The sequence below is a fragment of the Cognatiyoonia sp. IB215182 genome (assembly GCF_033963905.1).
GTDB lineage: Bacteria > Pseudomonadota > Alphaproteobacteria > Rhodobacterales > Rhodobacteraceae > Yoonia.
This window is the reverse complement of record NZ_JAXBMB010000001.1, coordinates 178804-192834: the sequence shown is the minus strand read 5'-3', so window position 1 is coordinate 192834 and position 14031 is coordinate 178804. Positions and strand designations below refer to the sequence as shown.

The window sequence follows — 14031 nt, the reverse complement described above, 5'->3', positions numbered from 1 at the left end:
ACAAGGCTGAGGAGAATAATGGCACGAAAACGTGACAAGAAGGCGCGAGCAATCCCAGATCAAGGGACTGGCTCACAAGTCACCGAAAGGGACCTGTCAGAAGCTTTGCGTATCTGCTTACAGTCATCCCAGAAAGCTTGGGGACAATGGCCCTGGCAAACGGAAGCTTGGTTAGATGTCATCGAGGTTTACGGTGAGTCAAAGTCCGGTGCGATGCTGGAAACATTCGAAAAAATGCACGCTGCTTTCTTTGCGATCAAACCGAGGCATTCCTCTGGCTCCACAGTCATCCAGGACGCAAAAAACGTTCAAAAGGACTTCCAAGCGCTATTTCCGGATGCTCCGTCTGAACTCGTTGCGCGTTTTGAGCACGAGTATCTCCGCAGTAACCGATAAGACTATTGATTGACTCTTGCGGTGCCCCAAGAACGACGCTTTCAATCGCCTTTCCAATGCAGGTCACTTGCCGTATTACTGAACCACGTTCACCACACTAAGGGCAGCAAATGGCCACCAAAACCGAACTCCGCCGTCAGGAATTGCGTGACAACCTGATTGCCATCGCCGAACGGACGATTGCACAGAAAGGGCTCACCGCCCTGCGCGCGCGCGATCTGGCATCGGAGGCCGGATGCGCGGTTGGAGCGATCTACAATGTTTTTGGCGACCTGACCGATCTGGTGCTCGCCGTCAATGCGCGCACTTTCCATCGCTTAGGGGCGGACGTGGCCGAGGCCTTGGCCGACGCACCGGAGGAACCGGTAGAGCAATTGGTGATCATGGCGCAGGCCTATCATCGCTTTGCAGCCGCAAATCATCTTAGCTGGCGGGCGATGTTTGATGTGGAACGTGCGCCCGGCGAGACCGCCCCGGATTGGTATCTGCAAGAGATGGGCCAGCTTTTCACCTATATCTCGGATCCTTTGGCCGTGATTTTCCCCGACTATGCGTCGCACGATCTGGCCCTTTTAACCCGTGCGCTCTTTTCATCGGTCCATGGGATCGTGCTTTTGGGCCTTGATGAGGCAAGCGCAGGCGTACCACCCGACGATATCGACCGCATGATCGCCCTTGTTTTACGACAGATGACGGCCAAAGCGTAAGTTTTTGAACATTGTTCAATTTTTTTCTTGCACCAAGGAATGGTAATCGCTATCTCTAATTCATGAACAGCGTTCATACGCTGAAATGAAACGGAGAAAACGATGTTCAAGACACTTGCCACACTGATTGTTGGGCAAAATGCACGGGCCGAAGACCGCGTGCGTGACGCCTTTGCAATTGAACTGATCGACCAGAAGATCCGCGAAAGCGAGGGCAGCCTGCGCGCCGCGAAAGCGACGCTCGCCAGCCTGATCCAGCGTCAGCGGTCTGAGGAAAAGCAACGCGCGGCCCTCAAAAACCGCATCACCGACCTCACCAAACGCGCGAAAGAGGCGCTTGAGAATGACCGCGAGGATATGGCCGAAGAAGCCGCCCGCGCGATTGCGACCATGGAGAACGAACTGACCTTGCGTGAAGAGACGCTTGACCGGCTGGAACAGAAGGTCATGCGCCTGCGATCCTCCATCGAAAGCGGCCATCGTCGGATCATCGACCTCAAACAGGGTGCGATCCAGGCTCGTGCGGTTCGCCGTGAGCAGAACATGCAGGTGCATATGGTGGCGAACGGTTTGCAGGAGGGTGCCGTGGAAGAAGCCGAAGAACTGATCAACCGCGTGCTGGGCAAGGATGACCCGTTTGAGCGGTCCGAAATCCTGGCCGATATCAACCGCGACCTGAACGGCGACAACATCGCTGACCGTATGGCGGATGCAGGCTTCGGCGGTGCCACACGTTCGACCGCCGATGACGTTCTGGCCCGCCTCAAGGCTGGCAAAAAGTAGACACTGACCCCTAGATCAAAGGAAAACCAAATGTTTAGCAAAAACGACAACTCACTGATTATGTTCGTCAATGGCCTCGGCGTGGCCGTCGCCTATGGGATGCTCGGTATCTCGCTGTGGCTCTCGACCGAGGTGCCACTTGCGACCAAAGGGTTTTGGGGCATGGCCGTTTTGATGCTGACCCTCGCGCTCGTGAATTTTGTCAAATACCGCTTTGACGAAAAGATGTCCGAGGACCGCATCAAGCGGATCGAGGACGCCAAGAACGAGAAGCTGCTTGAGGACTATGTGGGCGAGCCTCTCTAAGCCCGACCTCGCCCCGCCTGTCGCAAGATGGGCGGGGCTTGCCCCTTCCCAAACGCCCTGCCCTTCGCCAATGTGACTCTCATGAAGTTTCTGCGCCAGTTTGCCGCCCGTATTGTCGGCCAATCCATCCGCATCTTTGCCCGCGCGATCACCGCCGTGCGCGCCGACTGGCAGGGGATCGAACCGGTCCCGAAACAGCGTGTCTATTTCGCCAATCACACCAGCAACGCCGATATGCCGATGATCTGGTCGGTCTTGCCGCCTGCGTTGCGCCGCACTGTGCGCCCCGTCGCCGCCGCCGACTACTGGCTGAAGAATAAGCTGCGCGCATTTGTCGGCCCCGAAGTGTTTAACTGCGTGCTGATCGACCGCCGGCCAGAGGTGGACGACAAGCCGATGGACAAGATCATTGCCGCCCTCGACGAAGGATCGTCGCTGATCATTTTCCCTGAAGGCAACCGGAACATGACCGATGATCCGCTGCTACCGTTCAAGGCCGGCCTTTACAACATGGGCCTTGCCCGCCCGGACGTCGATCTGGTGCCCACCTGGGTCGCCAACCTGACGGCGATCATGCCAAAGGGCGAAGTGATTCCCCTGCCCCTGATCTGCACGGTCACATTTGGCGAACCAATCCATGTGCAAGAGGGTGAGAGCAAGGACGACTTCCTCAAACGCGCCTCTGACGCGCTGGTGGCACTGGCGCCGGAGGAACGAGCATGAGTAGCACGACCGAAGACATCCTGCTTCTCGCCTTTGCCAGTTTTGGCATTCTGATCGCAATGACCTTTGTGGGTGAGGTGCTGCGCGCCCGTGAGGAACCGGGGTTCAACAACCCCATCCTCGATACCTACATGACCCGCGTCCAAAGCTGGTGGGGCATGGTCGCCTTTGTCGGTGCAGCGCTCTTGCTGGGTCGACCGGGGATCATGACGCTGTTCGCCTTCGCATCCTTTGCCGCCTTGCGCGAGTTCCTGACGCTCACTGCGAAGGCGCAGGCAGATCATTTGTCGCTGGCACTGGGGTTCTTTGTCGTCCTCCCACTGCAGTACGTTTTTGTGGGGCTGGGTTGGGACGGACTCTATGCGATCTTCATCCCGGTCTACGCGTTCCTTTTGCTCCCCATCGTCTCGGCACTGCGCGGCAATCCTGATCGGTTCTTGATGCGCGTGGCGGAAACGCAATGGGCGCTGATGATCGCCGTCTTCTGCGTCAGCCACGTGCCTGCGCTCATGAACCTGGAGATCGCCGGTTACGGTGACCGCGCGCTTCTTTTGGTGGCGTTTCTGGTGATGGTCGTGCAGCTTGGTGATCTGCTGGAATACTTCTTCGGACGGAAAATCGGGAAAACGCGGATCGCACCGGGCCTCTCTCCCAAGACCTGGGAGGGTGTGCTCTGCGGCGTTGTCTCGGCGATGCTGATCGGGGCGCTCCTCAACTGGATCACCCCCTTTGGCGTCTTTGGCGCGATGGCGATGGCGGGCGTGGCATCGCTAGTCGGCATGTTCGGCAGTCTGGTCGTCGCAGCCATCAAGCGCGACCGGGGGGTCAAAGACTGGTCACACCTGATCCCCGGACAGGGCGGTTTTGTCGATCAGCTTGATAGCGTGATTTTCGCTGCGCCGATCTTCTACCACCTGACCAAGTTCTTCTACACCTAACGCGGTCGCATCCCGAATTGGGGGAGCTTGGACAGGTTCTTGGCCATCAACGTGCCGATCCCGCCCACATTGTGCCGTCGGATCGCGCGATAGTCTTCGCGGCTTTTGCGGATCATATGCGCGAATGAGCGATTGCTGATCCCGCCGATCTTCATCCGCACCATCACGCGCGGAATGTATGCCAGCCGCACGCCGCCTGCCGTCAAAAACCGCAACATCGCCTCATAATCGCCCGCGATGCGGTAACTGGTGTCGTAGAGCCCCGCGCGGTCAAAAACCTCCCGCCGCAGATAAAGCGTCGGGTGCGGCGGCATCCATCCCGCCTTTAACTTGGTGCGCGCATATGGACCCGCGCGCCAATGGCGGATCACCCGCGTTTCGTCGTCGCGCGCCACATATTGCAGGTCTCCATAGACGCCGTCGATGGCGGGGTCATGCAGTGTCTCAGCGACCTTCGCCAGGATATCGGCGCTGGCGAGATGATCGTCCGCATGCAGCAGCCCGATCACATCGCCCGTCGCGCGCTCAATGCCGGCGTTAATCGCATCGTAGATGCCGCCGTCTGGCGCTGAGACCAGCGCCATGTTCGGGTGCCCCGCCTCCCGCAGAAAGGCGAGCGTGCCATCTGTGGACCCGCCATCCTGCACCACATGTTCCACGTCGGGATGGCTCTGCCCCAGCAAACTGTCCAACATCCGCGGCAAAGTCGCCCGCCCGTTCATGACCGCGGTAACAACCGAAATCTTCATGCCGCCACCTGTGCGGGCCGGGGTGTCAGCGTCACGCCCAGAACGGCCTCAATCGCCGCAACCGGGGTGGCGTCGTGCTGCGCGATGTAGTCGCGCACCTCCATCAGCTTTGCATCAACAAGGTAGCGGTACCAGAACCCTTGCAGCACGTGGAAAGCACGCGCCTTGCGGCCATCAAGAAACCCCAGCCGGACAATGTAACGATAAAGAAAATAGAGCCCTGCCCGCAGACCGCCGGGCAGGCGTGCATAGGCATGTTCCTTGATCCAGCGCTTAATCGCCGCCTGATCGCGGGGGCGCAGGCCACCAATGCTCTCTTGCGGAAGGAAGCCATATTTCTGGTTCAGCACGTCAATCACCTCGCGGCTGGCATAGCTGTTATGCTTGGCGATCCACCAATCAAGGTTGTTGCGGTTGTCATCAATGATGCAACCGGAGAACGCGGCGACAGGCCCATCGACAATCGTGTGCTCATCCATCCACCGATCCTCCACCCGGCCTTTGCCGTTTTGGAACAGACGTAACACGCGGATCGGAAAGAGACCGCCATGCCGGATCGGCTGCCCCATGAAACACATCCTCCGCCCGATTGAGATACCGGCGACATCCGGCAAACCCAGCTTGATCTGTGCGGCGAGCTCGGATGTTACGAACTCGCCAGCATCCAGCCGAAACACCCATGTATCCTGGCCCGCAATCTGGTCGAGCGCCCAATTGAACTGCGTGGCGTAGTTGGTCCAGGCGTGATGCAGCACCTGCGCACCAGCCGCCTTGGCAAGTGCCACGGTATTGTCGGTGGCACCGCTATCAATGACCAAAACACGCGCGGCAAATTCCGCGACCGAGGCGATGGCGCGTTCGATATGCAGCGCCTCGTTCCGGGTCAGGATGATGACGGTGATATCGGTCATTGCGCCGGCCTCGCCTGCATCGGGTTGCCTGTGCCGATATGACCGGGGGCGAGGTTCTTCATGGCAACCGCGCGTGCGCCCAGGATCGCCCCTTCGCCAATTACAACGCCGGGGCCGACGAACGCATCCGCACATATCCAAGCATCCGCACCGATATGGATAGCCGGGCGCAGGAGCGGGCGCGCAGGGTCGCGCCAGTCGTGAGTACCGGCGCAAAGATGCGCGTATTGCGAAACGGTGGCGCGCGCGCCGATATTGATCGGGCCAAGCGCGTAGAGGATCGCGTGATCACCCACGGCCGCATAATCATCAATGCGCAATTGCCAAGGCATCGTGATCCGCGCGCTGGGATAAATGTGCACGTTGTCCCCAATATACGCTCCAAAACGCCGCAAGAGCCAGGCACGCCAACCCCACAGCGGACGCGGGCTGAACCGGAAAAGCGGCAGACACAGCGCCCAGAGGATCCGGGCGATCTGCACCTGACCGCTCCACTTCCGCAAGCGGCGATTGGCGGGGGTGTCGATCTGGAGGCTCATGCGAGAACCTCTGCGGGGTGCCCCTTGGCAAGACTGCGATAAAGTGCAGCGAATTGGTCGACCATGGCAGCGGGCGAGTAAGCGCGCTGCATCCAGGCGCGCCCGCGCATGCCCATTGCGTGCAAATCCCCGGCGGCGACGTCCATGATGACATCAGCCAGATCATGTTGGCTGAGCGTGATGCAACGCCCGCAGCCCTTCTGATCAATCCCGGTCCACGGCGTATCTGTTGTCGTGATGGCCGGAACACCATGGGCCAAAGCCTCAGCCACTGCGATTCCAAAATTCTCTGAATGGCTGGGCAGCACAAAAAGGTCAGCGTTGGCAAAGGCTTGCGCCTTGCGGGCACCATCCACGTGGCCGTGCAATTGCACATGTGGCATCGTAATTGTCTTTTGAATAAGCGCGCGTTCATATGCCTCATCACCTGTACCATAGATGTCCAAGTGCACGTTTGAGGGCAGTTTCTCCATCGCGCCAATCAGGTGATTGATCCCCTTTTTGGGGTGCAGGCGCCCCAAATAGATCAGACGTAATTGCCCATCGGGGCTGCGTCTGTGAATGCGATGGGGGATATCTACACAATTTGGAATCAACGCGGTTTCGATATCACCCAGACGCGATCGGCTCTGCGCTGCCTCCACTTCAGAGGTCACGTGCAAGATCGTGTCAGCGGGGCGCAAAACATGGGCCGCACGCTCAAAAAGGTGTTTGGGCTTGCGATTTGGTGCGGCGTCCCATTCCGCCGTCGCCTGCAATGCGCCACGCGGTGACCAGATAACGGGTCGACCCCACATCGCAGCAAGCATCAAGGTGGGCAGTGTTGGGAAGCTGTAGACCGCCGTGAGGTGGACAACGTCTGCCCAAGCGATCGCCTGTGGCAGTTGGGTCAACAGGCCCGGTGCCACGCTGTGACCTGCGACACGGCGCGCGTAGAAGGTTGGATAGGGCAAACTCGCGGGTTCAACACGTGCTGCGACCGAAGGGGCAGCAGCATCCGTTGTCAAAACCCGCAGATCAAAACCAGGCCGCGCCGCTATGCCATCACAGATCGCCTTGGTCGACCAGATCGGACCGCCCCAATAGGTTGCCGGGTAGTAGGAGGGTGTCACATGTAGAATCTTCATGCCGCTACCTTTGCAATTGGGGGGCGATGCGCGATGACCCGCGCAGGGTTTCCCGCGACGATTGCGCCCTCGGCCACGTCTTTTGTCACAACCGCACCTGCGCCGATGATCGCCCCCACACCAATATGCTGGCATCCGGGCAAAATGATCGCGCGCATACCGATCCAAACGTCGCGGCCAATGGTCTTCGGCATCTGTTGCGGCACGGATCGCGGATCAAGTCCATGATCATGCGTGTAGATCACCACCTCCTCCGAGATCAGGCTACGCGCACCAATCGACAACCCGCCGGTCGTATCAAGATGCACATTCCGGTTGATCTGCACGCCATCTGCGATGACGAGCGGTGCATCCCCGAGCTCCGCCGAGGCATCGACGCCACGCCACAAAAGGCAACGCGATCCGATCCTTACGATGCCCGGATTCGCAAAGCGGACACCTGCTTGCACTCGGCTACCGGGCCCCAATTCTGCCAAAACCGCGCGGTGGAATGAGGTCGCAATGCCGACACCGATACGGCGATGTAAAGCGCCAGCAGCGCGGCCCGCCCAGTAGAGGGGACGCAAGATTTTGTTAGGCAGCACAAGCAGCACTCCTTTGCGGCAAAGCGGGGACCTGACACAGTCGGTAGCGTGGCAGGAAAACTGCAATCATTGCTGCGATCAGGATGAGTTGCGCCACCGCGCCGACGATGAATGCACTGAACGAGGATTGCAGATTGGCCTGAATGAAGGGGTAGAACAGCATCGGATAAAGAAGCGCCGCCCCAAACCGCAAGGTGACCGCAGAGGACAGGAGAAATGCCTCGCCTTTGCGAAAGACCCAGCCCATCGCAACTGCAACACCCAGCCCCGCCCAGCCAAAGTTGATGAAGGCCTCACCCGGCCCCGTGACATTGAAAGCACCACCGGTCTGAAGACCCATGACATCGCGCTTGAAGAAAACGCCCAGATCAATCGCAGGCTTATCAACCCAGATGGCGCGGGGGATCCACCCAAAGCTCCACCACGTGTAGCTGTCGCCCATCAAGTAAGTGCCAGGTCCGACGCGGTCCGTCACCATGATGGCGGCATTAATGTCCAGAAAATAGGTAGACCCAACAATCTGTTCGATGAGGCGGCTACCGTCACCCCCATGGCGCAGGGACGTCATATAGGCCGAGAGCCAGCCGAGAACGAACAGGCCGAGAAAGCCCATCAGAACACTGCGACCACGGAGCCGCCCGCCGACAATCATAAAGGTCGCGACAGCAAAGACCGACAGCTCGGCCAACTCAAACCGATCCCCCGAGACAAGCGCGATTAGTACGAGCAACAAGCCCAGGACGACGGCCTGCACCTGACTGGATCGCGCCCCGGTGACGACCCCATGTGCCAGGAGCAATACGAACGCAAATTTAGGTATGATAAAGAAGGATTTAATGCCGGCGAGCGTGGCCCCGACACCATCGGCATTCACATTAATCTGTTTGGCGCTGTTCAGCCCGGCCAGCGCCGCAAGGCTCAACCCATCCAACCCTCGTGCACGCAGGATCAACATGATCGTGGCGGTTGTCACCGCAAAGGCACAGAGGCTGAGTGCTGCACGCCGCTCCAGCCCTGCCGAAATCAGCCGCGCCGCGCGCATATTGGCGGAAAGCGAAGTTGGTCTGCAGGCCAGCCGATATCCGACACATATCAGATAGATAAAGAGCGCAAGATAGAGCGTTCCCACAAGGGCAGCATCCGGTGTCTCGATGAAGCGTCGGTAGAAGGCAAGATCGGGCTGGTACGCGTAAGCGATAACTTTTGCGAGGAACCCGAAAAAGCAGAAATAAGCCAAAAGATGCATCGGTGAGACAAGGCGCACCAGGCCATGCCGCCCACCGATCCAAAGCGGGACCAGCGTCGCCGTCGCGGCAAGAAGGATCATCAAGACATGCGCCATGACGCCCTCATACCCGGCCAGAGAATGGCTGCGGATGTGTCGATCCCCAAGATGCGGCGCAGCTGAAGCCACAAAACAACCGATCCAAGGGTCAAAGACCCTGCATAGACCATCGCGTGAAACGCGGCGCCCTGCCCCAGCCCCCAAACACCGATAATCGCCAGGTAGCAGAAAATGCTGATCGCGCGCGACAGGGCCGCCTGATCCGCTTGCCCGCATAAGGTGGCAACAGTCGTGCCAGACGCAAAAATAGCCTGTAAAAGGGCGCCCGATGCCAAGATAACCAAGATCCAACCCGCCTGCGCATCTGGTGCGCCGGCGATGATCAGATCAAGCAGCGGCATGGCGGCTAAGACGACGCAAAACAGCGCGACCCCAGGAACAAAAGCAATGCTGCTACCACGTGCGCTCGCTCGGCCCAGCGCAAGACGGTCAGCAGCTCCGAACGCGGCAGAGATGGGTTTCGCGCTGACCCATGTCGCCACTGAGACCGGCAGCGCCACCAGATTGGCCACGCGTCGCAGCACCGCATATAGCCCCACCTGCTCTGGCGGTAGCATTGCGCCTGCGACGACGATATCAACCTGCGCTAACCCCATTCCCAAAAGCGCCGTTCCCCAGAGCGACCAATAGATCTGATGCTCCGGGTCAGAGGCGCGTAGAAGCTTAGGCCAACCGCTTTGGCGCAAGCACCACAAAACCGCGCAACCAGATATGAGAAATACAATTGCGGTCGCCAAAAGCAGCATCAGCCCGGCCGACGCTCCAAGTGCCAACAGCCCTGCAAGTCCCAAGGCGAGCGGGGGTACGGCATCCCTCAACGCCATCGACGCCTGCACATTGCCAAGTGCCCGCATGATACTGGCCAGACATGTTACGAAGTGAATGGATAGCCCGCACAAAAGCACTGTAGTCCAGTTTATTGCCGGAAAGGCGAGATAGAGAAAGGGAAACGCGACGACAGCGAGTGCCGCGGGTTGCAAAACAACGTGGCGCAGAAGGCTGCCCCTGCTCATGCCGCGCCCATCGGTCAGATGACGCAAAAGCAAAAGCGGTGCCCCACAGGACAGGGCGGTGCTGGCGATCATCGCGAGCCCCCAAACGACCGCAAGCTCCCCGAACCCGGCCAGGCCCATAATCGCGGCCAGCCCGATCATCACGCCAAAGTTGACGGCGACGATCGCTGCCCGCAAAGCCAAGATGCGCCAGGCACCCGCCGCGGCAATTCTAGAAAGGATTTCGACCACCATGCGACCAATTCTGATTGAGCACGCCATTAACCAAGCGCTCGCACCATTCAGTCGTCAGTCATTGTGATTAATTTAAGGTTAACCCCTTCGTGCTTTGGTAAATCGCAGGTTACCAGGGTCAGGGATCACACATCCTCATGTCATATCACACGCCACCAGAGCCATTTGGGCTGGCGCACGCGGCGGCGATGGAGCAGGCACGCATCGCACCGCTTGATGTGTTGGGCCTGCTAGCATGCCTTTGGCGCGGCAAGTGGCTGGTAATGACTTGCGTGATCGTCGCGGTATTGTTGGCTGGATATTATGCATTTGGCATTAAGTCTCCTCGCTACGCAGCAACGGCCACGTTGCAGGTGGCCAAATCTGCTGAAACCTCGAGCGCGTCTTATGATCGCCCGCTGAGTGCGGAAATTGCGCTGCTGCAGTCACAGGCCGTGCTCGACCGCGTCATCGAGAGGCGTGATCTGCTGAATGATCCGGCATTCAACCGCTACCTGACGCCGGTCTCTTTCTGGTCGTTGTCGGGGCTCAGGGCATCGCTACGCAGCGCTTTGACCGGACAGATTCAGACCACGCCGGATGAAGGTACGATCCGCGCCAAGACGCGAGATAATCTGCGGAACACGATCCGCGCACGAGCCGACGAAGAGAGCAGGGTGTTGTCGATCACCGCCACGGCCGGCCGCGAGCAGGATGCCGTCGCGATGGCCAACATAGTGGCAGAAGTGTACATTCTGGATCAGGCCGAGAGCACGCGCGCCGATGCCGAGAACAGGATCGCGTGGCTGACCGACAGGGTCTATTCTCAGCAGATCGATCTGGCGGACAAAGAGGCGGCAATCAACGACCTAATCAGCCGCGCGCAAGTCACCGATCAGACGGCGTTCGACGCGTTGAAAAGACAGGCGCTCGACACCGATACCCGTTTGCAAGAGGCCCGCGCGACACTCGCCACGTTGCGCAGCTCAACCGACGCCTCCGCCCCGTCATTTGCGAATGCACGCAGGGTGGAGGGGCAAATCGCAGCACTTGAGGCGGTGCGCCAAACTCTGTCCACCCAACTTGCAACGCAATCAGATGGGCTCGCACAGCTGCAGCAACTCCGCCGCGAGGCTGACGCATCACGTGTCCTTTATGAGACTTTCCTAGCGCGATTGCAGGATGCCAGTCTGCAAAGCGGTCCGCAGCCACCGCAAAGCCGTATCCTGCGCGCCGCTGGAACGGCCGAATTTGTGGCGACGCGCAAGACGCTTCTGGTGGGTCTGGCCGCTTTGTTGGGTGCAGTACTAGGCATATCCTGGGTTTTCGCGCGGGAGGCTCTCTCGACGGGCTTTCGAGAGCCTGCAGCGCTGCGCAACGCCAGCGGCCTGCTGGTAATGGCCCAGATGCCAAGCCTACGCTTGCGCCGGCCCGTCCATTTTCTTGATCAACTCGTGGCTCCCGCGGGACGAGCCACGCTGGATGCGGCGGCTGCCTTGCGCACGACAATCCTGTCGGGCAGCACCGATGAGGCGGCCAAGACCATCCTCTGCACATCCAGCACCGAAGGCGAGGAGAAAACCCAGTTGGCACTGGCGCTTGCCCATTCCCTGACCGGTCTGGGCAAAGCGGTATTGCTTCTTGATGCGGATGCCAGAAATGGTGGGGCCGCACGCTACCTGACCCACAGCCGAACTCACACGTTGCGAGCTGTCATCGACGGTCAAATCCCACTCGCCCACGCCGTGCAGCGCGATCCGCGATGGGATGTCGAAATGCTGAATGCGCAGGCGCAAAGCGCGGACATTTTTTGCACGGCGGAGTTTGCCGGTCTGCTGCACAAGCTGAGTGAGCGATACGACCACATTATCATCAACGCTCCACCTGTCTTGGACAGCGTCAATGCCCGGATCCTCGCGCAACATGCAGATCAGGTTGTTTACGCCGTACGTTCGGATCGCACATCGCTCGATCTAATACGGGCCGGACAGCAAGCCCTGAGCGATGTGCAAGCGCCGATTACCGGTCTTGTGATGACGCAAACGGAAATGCGCTACCAGCGGCGCTCACGGCGCCGCTGGTCCATGGCTTCTCCACGATTTGCACAGGATTAACGGCGCCTGACTTGAATCGCCATCCGGCGCCACAATGCACTTCTTAATCCACCCGCATCACATGGCGGCTGAAAAAGCGCAAAGTGTCACCATTGCCAAATCGCAAACCGCCGGGCGCGTCGCGTGTAATATAGGCCTTGGCCTGCCAGTCTAGCCCACCGCTCGCAGTTGAGGCATTCAGGTTAGGACGCAGGAACGCATCGAACTCTGACACAACGTTGCCAGGCCCCGCTAAAGCCCCAGCCTCATGGCCATAGGTCAGCTGACCCTGAGCGAGTGCAGCTGTCAGACCGATGCGCTGCGCACCGTCAAAGTCGATATTCGGTGGATTGGTACCGTCATAATCCGACAACAACACTGGTGCCGCACCGGCCACCGCAACCTCATCAAACACGTCACTGCGACTTTCGCCGTCCCAGCGAACCATCGGCAGCATACCGGCATAAAACCATTCGAACGTAACTTCTGGGCCGTTCCCGATGGCTTCCACCGCATGCGCAACTCTGCCCGGCGTTATGGTCCTCGAAAGCTGACAAGTGCCAATCCCAGTACCCGCCTGCAGTTGCCAGTTCAGATCTTCGACGATACTGATCTCTCCCCCGACGGACAGCCCGTTGCCACTTGTGGAAGGTGTCCAGGCCGCGCCATCAAGCCGTATGTCACGCACCTGCAGCACTTCGTTGCCATGGGTCTGCCCGCCAAGCTCTGTCGCTGAGCCGCCGGAGGTAAAGCGCATCGCGTATTCACGCTCTGACGCATAGTCGATAGCCACGAATTTAGGGTATGTTGGCCGATCGTCCGCACGCCAGTCGAGCGTGCCATCTGATGCGATGCCCCCTGTATGCGTCGGACCATTCGTGCCGCTGACACCATTGGCGCGTGCCGAATAGAACAGGCCGCCATATTGTACCTCATCACCCATCGCGTATGTGACACCGGGCTGCCAAAGCGGGGGTAGAATGCGTGGCTCCGCCAATGTGCCAGTTATTGCGACAGCCTCGATCATGATCGCGTTTCCGCCAGGGCTCGCGGCCCCTCCGTTGCTGATCGTGATATCGTGCTGCCCGGTCAGGCCGCTCGCCACCTTGACCGATTGACGACGCTGCAGATCGGTTTCCGCATAAGTACGAAACGCCTTGAACCCCAACGCGTCAGGGTCGACAATCTCATTGACCAGTGTTTGATCACCGTCGATGTCAACCCGAACAAATCCACCACTGGTCCGCGCGGTATAATGAACCCAAACATCGTAGGGTGCCGCACGATCAACACTGACTGTGGCAGTCGCAGTGAGCGACGATGTGCTCACCGCGCGGTTGCCGGTGTAGCTGCCCGACAAACCCGAACCCGAAGACTGCAGCTGTGACCAGCCACTGCTGAGCGTGAAGTCCCCAATCGGATAGATATTGCGCAACTCCATCACGAGCGTTTCACGCCAAGACAGACGCGTTGTCGGATCGTTATTGTCGAGCCGCATCCAAGCGGCATGGGTCTCGGACAATTCCGTCCAGATCGACAAGCCGCCATTCGCACCCGGCGCCAGGGCCACGTGCTGACCGGTTCCTTGTCGAAAAAATGCCGCC

General features: G+C 59.3%; 15 protein-coding genes. 7 read left to right on the top strand and 8 right to left on the bottom strand.

The features are described 5' to 3' along the window. The first annotated feature begins 18 nt into the window (after nt 1–18). The 6 genes from SLH47_RS00955 (at nt 19) to SLH47_RS00930 (ending at nt 3853) form a co-directional block, all read left to right on the top strand. The gene (locus SLH47_RS00955; RefSeq protein ID WP_320237417.1) at nt 19–396 is read left to right on the top strand and encodes a hypothetical protein; all 378 of its coding nucleotides are present in this window, start codon (nt 19–21) and stop codon (nt 394–396) included. A gap of 110 nt (nt 397–506) precedes the next feature. Next, entirely contained in the window at nt 507–1103 is a 597-nt protein-coding gene (locus SLH47_RS00950) for a TetR/AcrR family transcriptional regulator (RefSeq protein ID WP_320237415.1), read from the top strand. Nucleotides 1104–1205: 102 nt separating this feature from the next. Beyond that, entirely contained in the window at nt 1206–1886 is a 681-nt protein-coding gene (locus tag SLH47_RS00945; RefSeq protein ID WP_320237414.1) for a PspA/IM30 family protein, read from the top strand. 30 nt (nt 1887–1916) lie between these two features. Further along, nucleotides 1917–2192 (top strand): hypothetical protein, encoded by a 276-nt coding sequence (locus tag SLH47_RS00940; protein ID WP_320237413.1) that lies wholly within the window; start codon nt 1917–1919, stop codon nt 2190–2192. A gap of 81 nt (nt 2193–2273) precedes the next feature. Beyond that, nucleotides 2274–2915, top strand: a complete 642-nt coding sequence (locus SLH47_RS00935) for a lysophospholipid acyltransferase family protein (protein WP_320237412.1) — start codon at nt 2274–2276, stop codon at nt 2913–2915. After that, a complete protein-coding gene (locus tag SLH47_RS00930; RefSeq protein ID WP_320237411.1) occupies nt 2912–3853 on the top strand; it encodes a phosphatidate cytidylyltransferase in 942 nt (313 codons plus the stop codon). Before SLH47_RS00935 ends, SLH47_RS00930 begins: the two co-directional genes overlap by 4 nt. On the opposite strand, the gene SLH47_RS00925 is transcribed toward SLH47_RS00930, so the two are convergent. The 7 genes from SLH47_RS00925 to SLH47_RS00895 are packed head-to-tail and all read right to left on the bottom strand — an operon-like array spanning nt 3850 to nt 10355. After that, the gene (locus SLH47_RS00925) at nt 3850–4602 is read right to left on the bottom strand and encodes a glycosyltransferase family 2 protein (protein WP_320237409.1); all 753 of its coding nucleotides are present in this window, start codon (nt 4600–4602) and stop codon (nt 3850–3852) included. The two genes, SLH47_RS00930 and SLH47_RS00925, sit on opposite strands and share 4 nt — an antisense overlap. After that, nucleotides 4599–5513 (bottom strand): glycosyltransferase family 2 protein, encoded by a 915-nt coding sequence (locus SLH47_RS00920; RefSeq protein WP_320237408.1) that lies wholly within the window; start codon nt 5511–5513, stop codon nt 4599–4601. The genes SLH47_RS00925 and SLH47_RS00920 overlap by 4 nt, the downstream gene beginning before the upstream one ends. Beyond that, nucleotides 5510–6052 (bottom strand): acetyltransferase, encoded by a 543-nt coding sequence (locus SLH47_RS00915; RefSeq protein WP_320237407.1) that lies wholly within the window; start codon nt 6050–6052, stop codon nt 5510–5512. The genes SLH47_RS00920 and SLH47_RS00915 overlap by 4 nt, the downstream gene beginning before the upstream one ends. Next, nucleotides 6049–7179: a glycosyltransferase gene (locus tag SLH47_RS00910; RefSeq protein ID WP_320237406.1), complete on the bottom strand. Its 1131-nt coding sequence runs from the start codon at nt 7177–7179 to the stop codon at nt 6049–6051. Before SLH47_RS00910 ends, SLH47_RS00915 begins: the two co-directional genes overlap by 4 nt. Beyond that, nucleotides 7176–7760, bottom strand: coding sequence for an acyltransferase (locus tag SLH47_RS00905; RefSeq protein WP_413785614.1), 585 nt, complete (start codon nt 7758–7760; stop codon nt 7176–7178). Before SLH47_RS00905 ends, SLH47_RS00910 begins: the two co-directional genes overlap by 4 nt. Then, complete coding sequence (locus tag SLH47_RS00900) at nt 7753–9105, bottom strand: oligosaccharide repeat unit polymerase (RefSeq protein WP_320237404.1); 1353 nt, start codon at nt 9103–9105, stop codon at nt 7753–7755. The genes SLH47_RS00905 and SLH47_RS00900 overlap by 8 nt, the downstream gene beginning before the upstream one ends. Next, nucleotides 9090–10355, bottom strand: a complete 1266-nt coding sequence (locus SLH47_RS00895; protein WP_320237403.1) for a hypothetical protein — start codon at nt 10353–10355, stop codon at nt 9090–9092. Before SLH47_RS00895 ends, SLH47_RS00900 begins: the two co-directional genes overlap by 16 nt. 137 nt (nt 10356–10492) lie before the next feature. Here SLH47_RS00895 and SLH47_RS00890 point away from each other — a divergent pair, with 137 nt between their 5' ends. Further along, complete coding sequence (locus tag SLH47_RS00890) at nt 10493–12448, top strand: polysaccharide biosynthesis tyrosine autokinase (protein WP_320237402.1); 1956 nt, start codon at nt 10493–10495, stop codon at nt 12446–12448. Nucleotides 12449–12491: 43 nt separating this feature from the next. On the opposite strand, the gene SLH47_RS00885 is transcribed toward SLH47_RS00890, so the two are convergent. Further along, nucleotides 12492–13997 carry a hypothetical protein gene (locus tag SLH47_RS00885; protein ID WP_320237400.1) on the bottom strand — a complete coding sequence of 502 codons (1506 nt, stop codon included), beginning with the start codon at nt 13995–13997 and terminating at the stop codon, nt 12492–12494. Between the last annotated feature and the right edge of the window lie 34 nt (nt 13998–14031).

What these genes read in the sequence shown, in the direction of transcription:
- SLH47_RS00915 (WP_320237407.1), bottom strand. Translation starts at nt 6,052, where the DNA reads ATGAGCCTCCAGATCGACACCCCCGCCAATCGCCGCTTGCGGAAGTGG.
- SLH47_RS00945 (WP_320237414.1), top strand. Translation starts at nt 1,206, where the DNA reads ATGTTCAAGACACTTGCCACACTGATTGTTGGGCAAAATGCACGGGCC.
- SLH47_RS00935 (WP_320237412.1), top strand. Translation starts at nt 2,274, where the DNA reads ATGAAGTTTCTGCGCCAGTTTGCCGCCCGTATTGTCGGCCAATCCATC.
- SLH47_RS00890 (WP_320237402.1), top strand. Translation starts at nt 10,493, where the DNA reads ATGTCATATCACACGCCACCAGAGCCATTTGGGCTGGCGCACGCGGCG.
- SLH47_RS00940 (WP_320237413.1), top strand. Translation starts at nt 1,917, where the DNA reads ATGTTTAGCAAAAACGACAACTCACTGATTATGTTCGTCAATGGCCTC.
- SLH47_RS00955 (WP_320237417.1), top strand. Translation starts at nt 19, where the DNA reads ATGGCACGAAAACGTGACAAGAAGGCGCGAGCAATCCCAGATCAAGGG.
- SLH47_RS00930 (WP_320237411.1), top strand. Translation starts at nt 2,912, where the DNA reads ATGAGTAGCACGACCGAAGACATCCTGCTTCTCGCCTTTGCCAGTTTT.
- SLH47_RS00900 (WP_320237404.1), bottom strand. Translation starts at nt 9,105, where the DNA reads ATGGCGCATGTCTTGATGATCCTTCTTGCCGCGACGGCGACGCTGGTC.
- SLH47_RS00895 (WP_320237403.1), bottom strand. Translation starts at nt 10,355, where the DNA reads ATGGTGGTCGAAATCCTTTCTAGAATTGCCGCGGCGGGTGCCTGGCGC.
- SLH47_RS00950 (WP_320237415.1), top strand. Translation starts at nt 507, where the DNA reads ATGGCCACCAAAACCGAACTCCGCCGTCAGGAATTGCGTGACAACCTG.
- SLH47_RS00920 (WP_320237408.1), bottom strand. Translation starts at nt 5,513, where the DNA reads ATGACCGATATCACCGTCATCATCCTGACCCGGAACGAGGCGCTGCAT.
- SLH47_RS00925 (WP_320237409.1), bottom strand. Translation starts at nt 4,602, where the DNA reads ATGAAGATTTCGGTTGTTACCGCGGTCATGAACGGGCGGGCGACTTTG.
- SLH47_RS00910 (WP_320237406.1), bottom strand. Translation starts at nt 7,179, where the DNA reads ATGAAGATTCTACATGTGACACCCTCCTACTACCCGGCAACCTATTGG.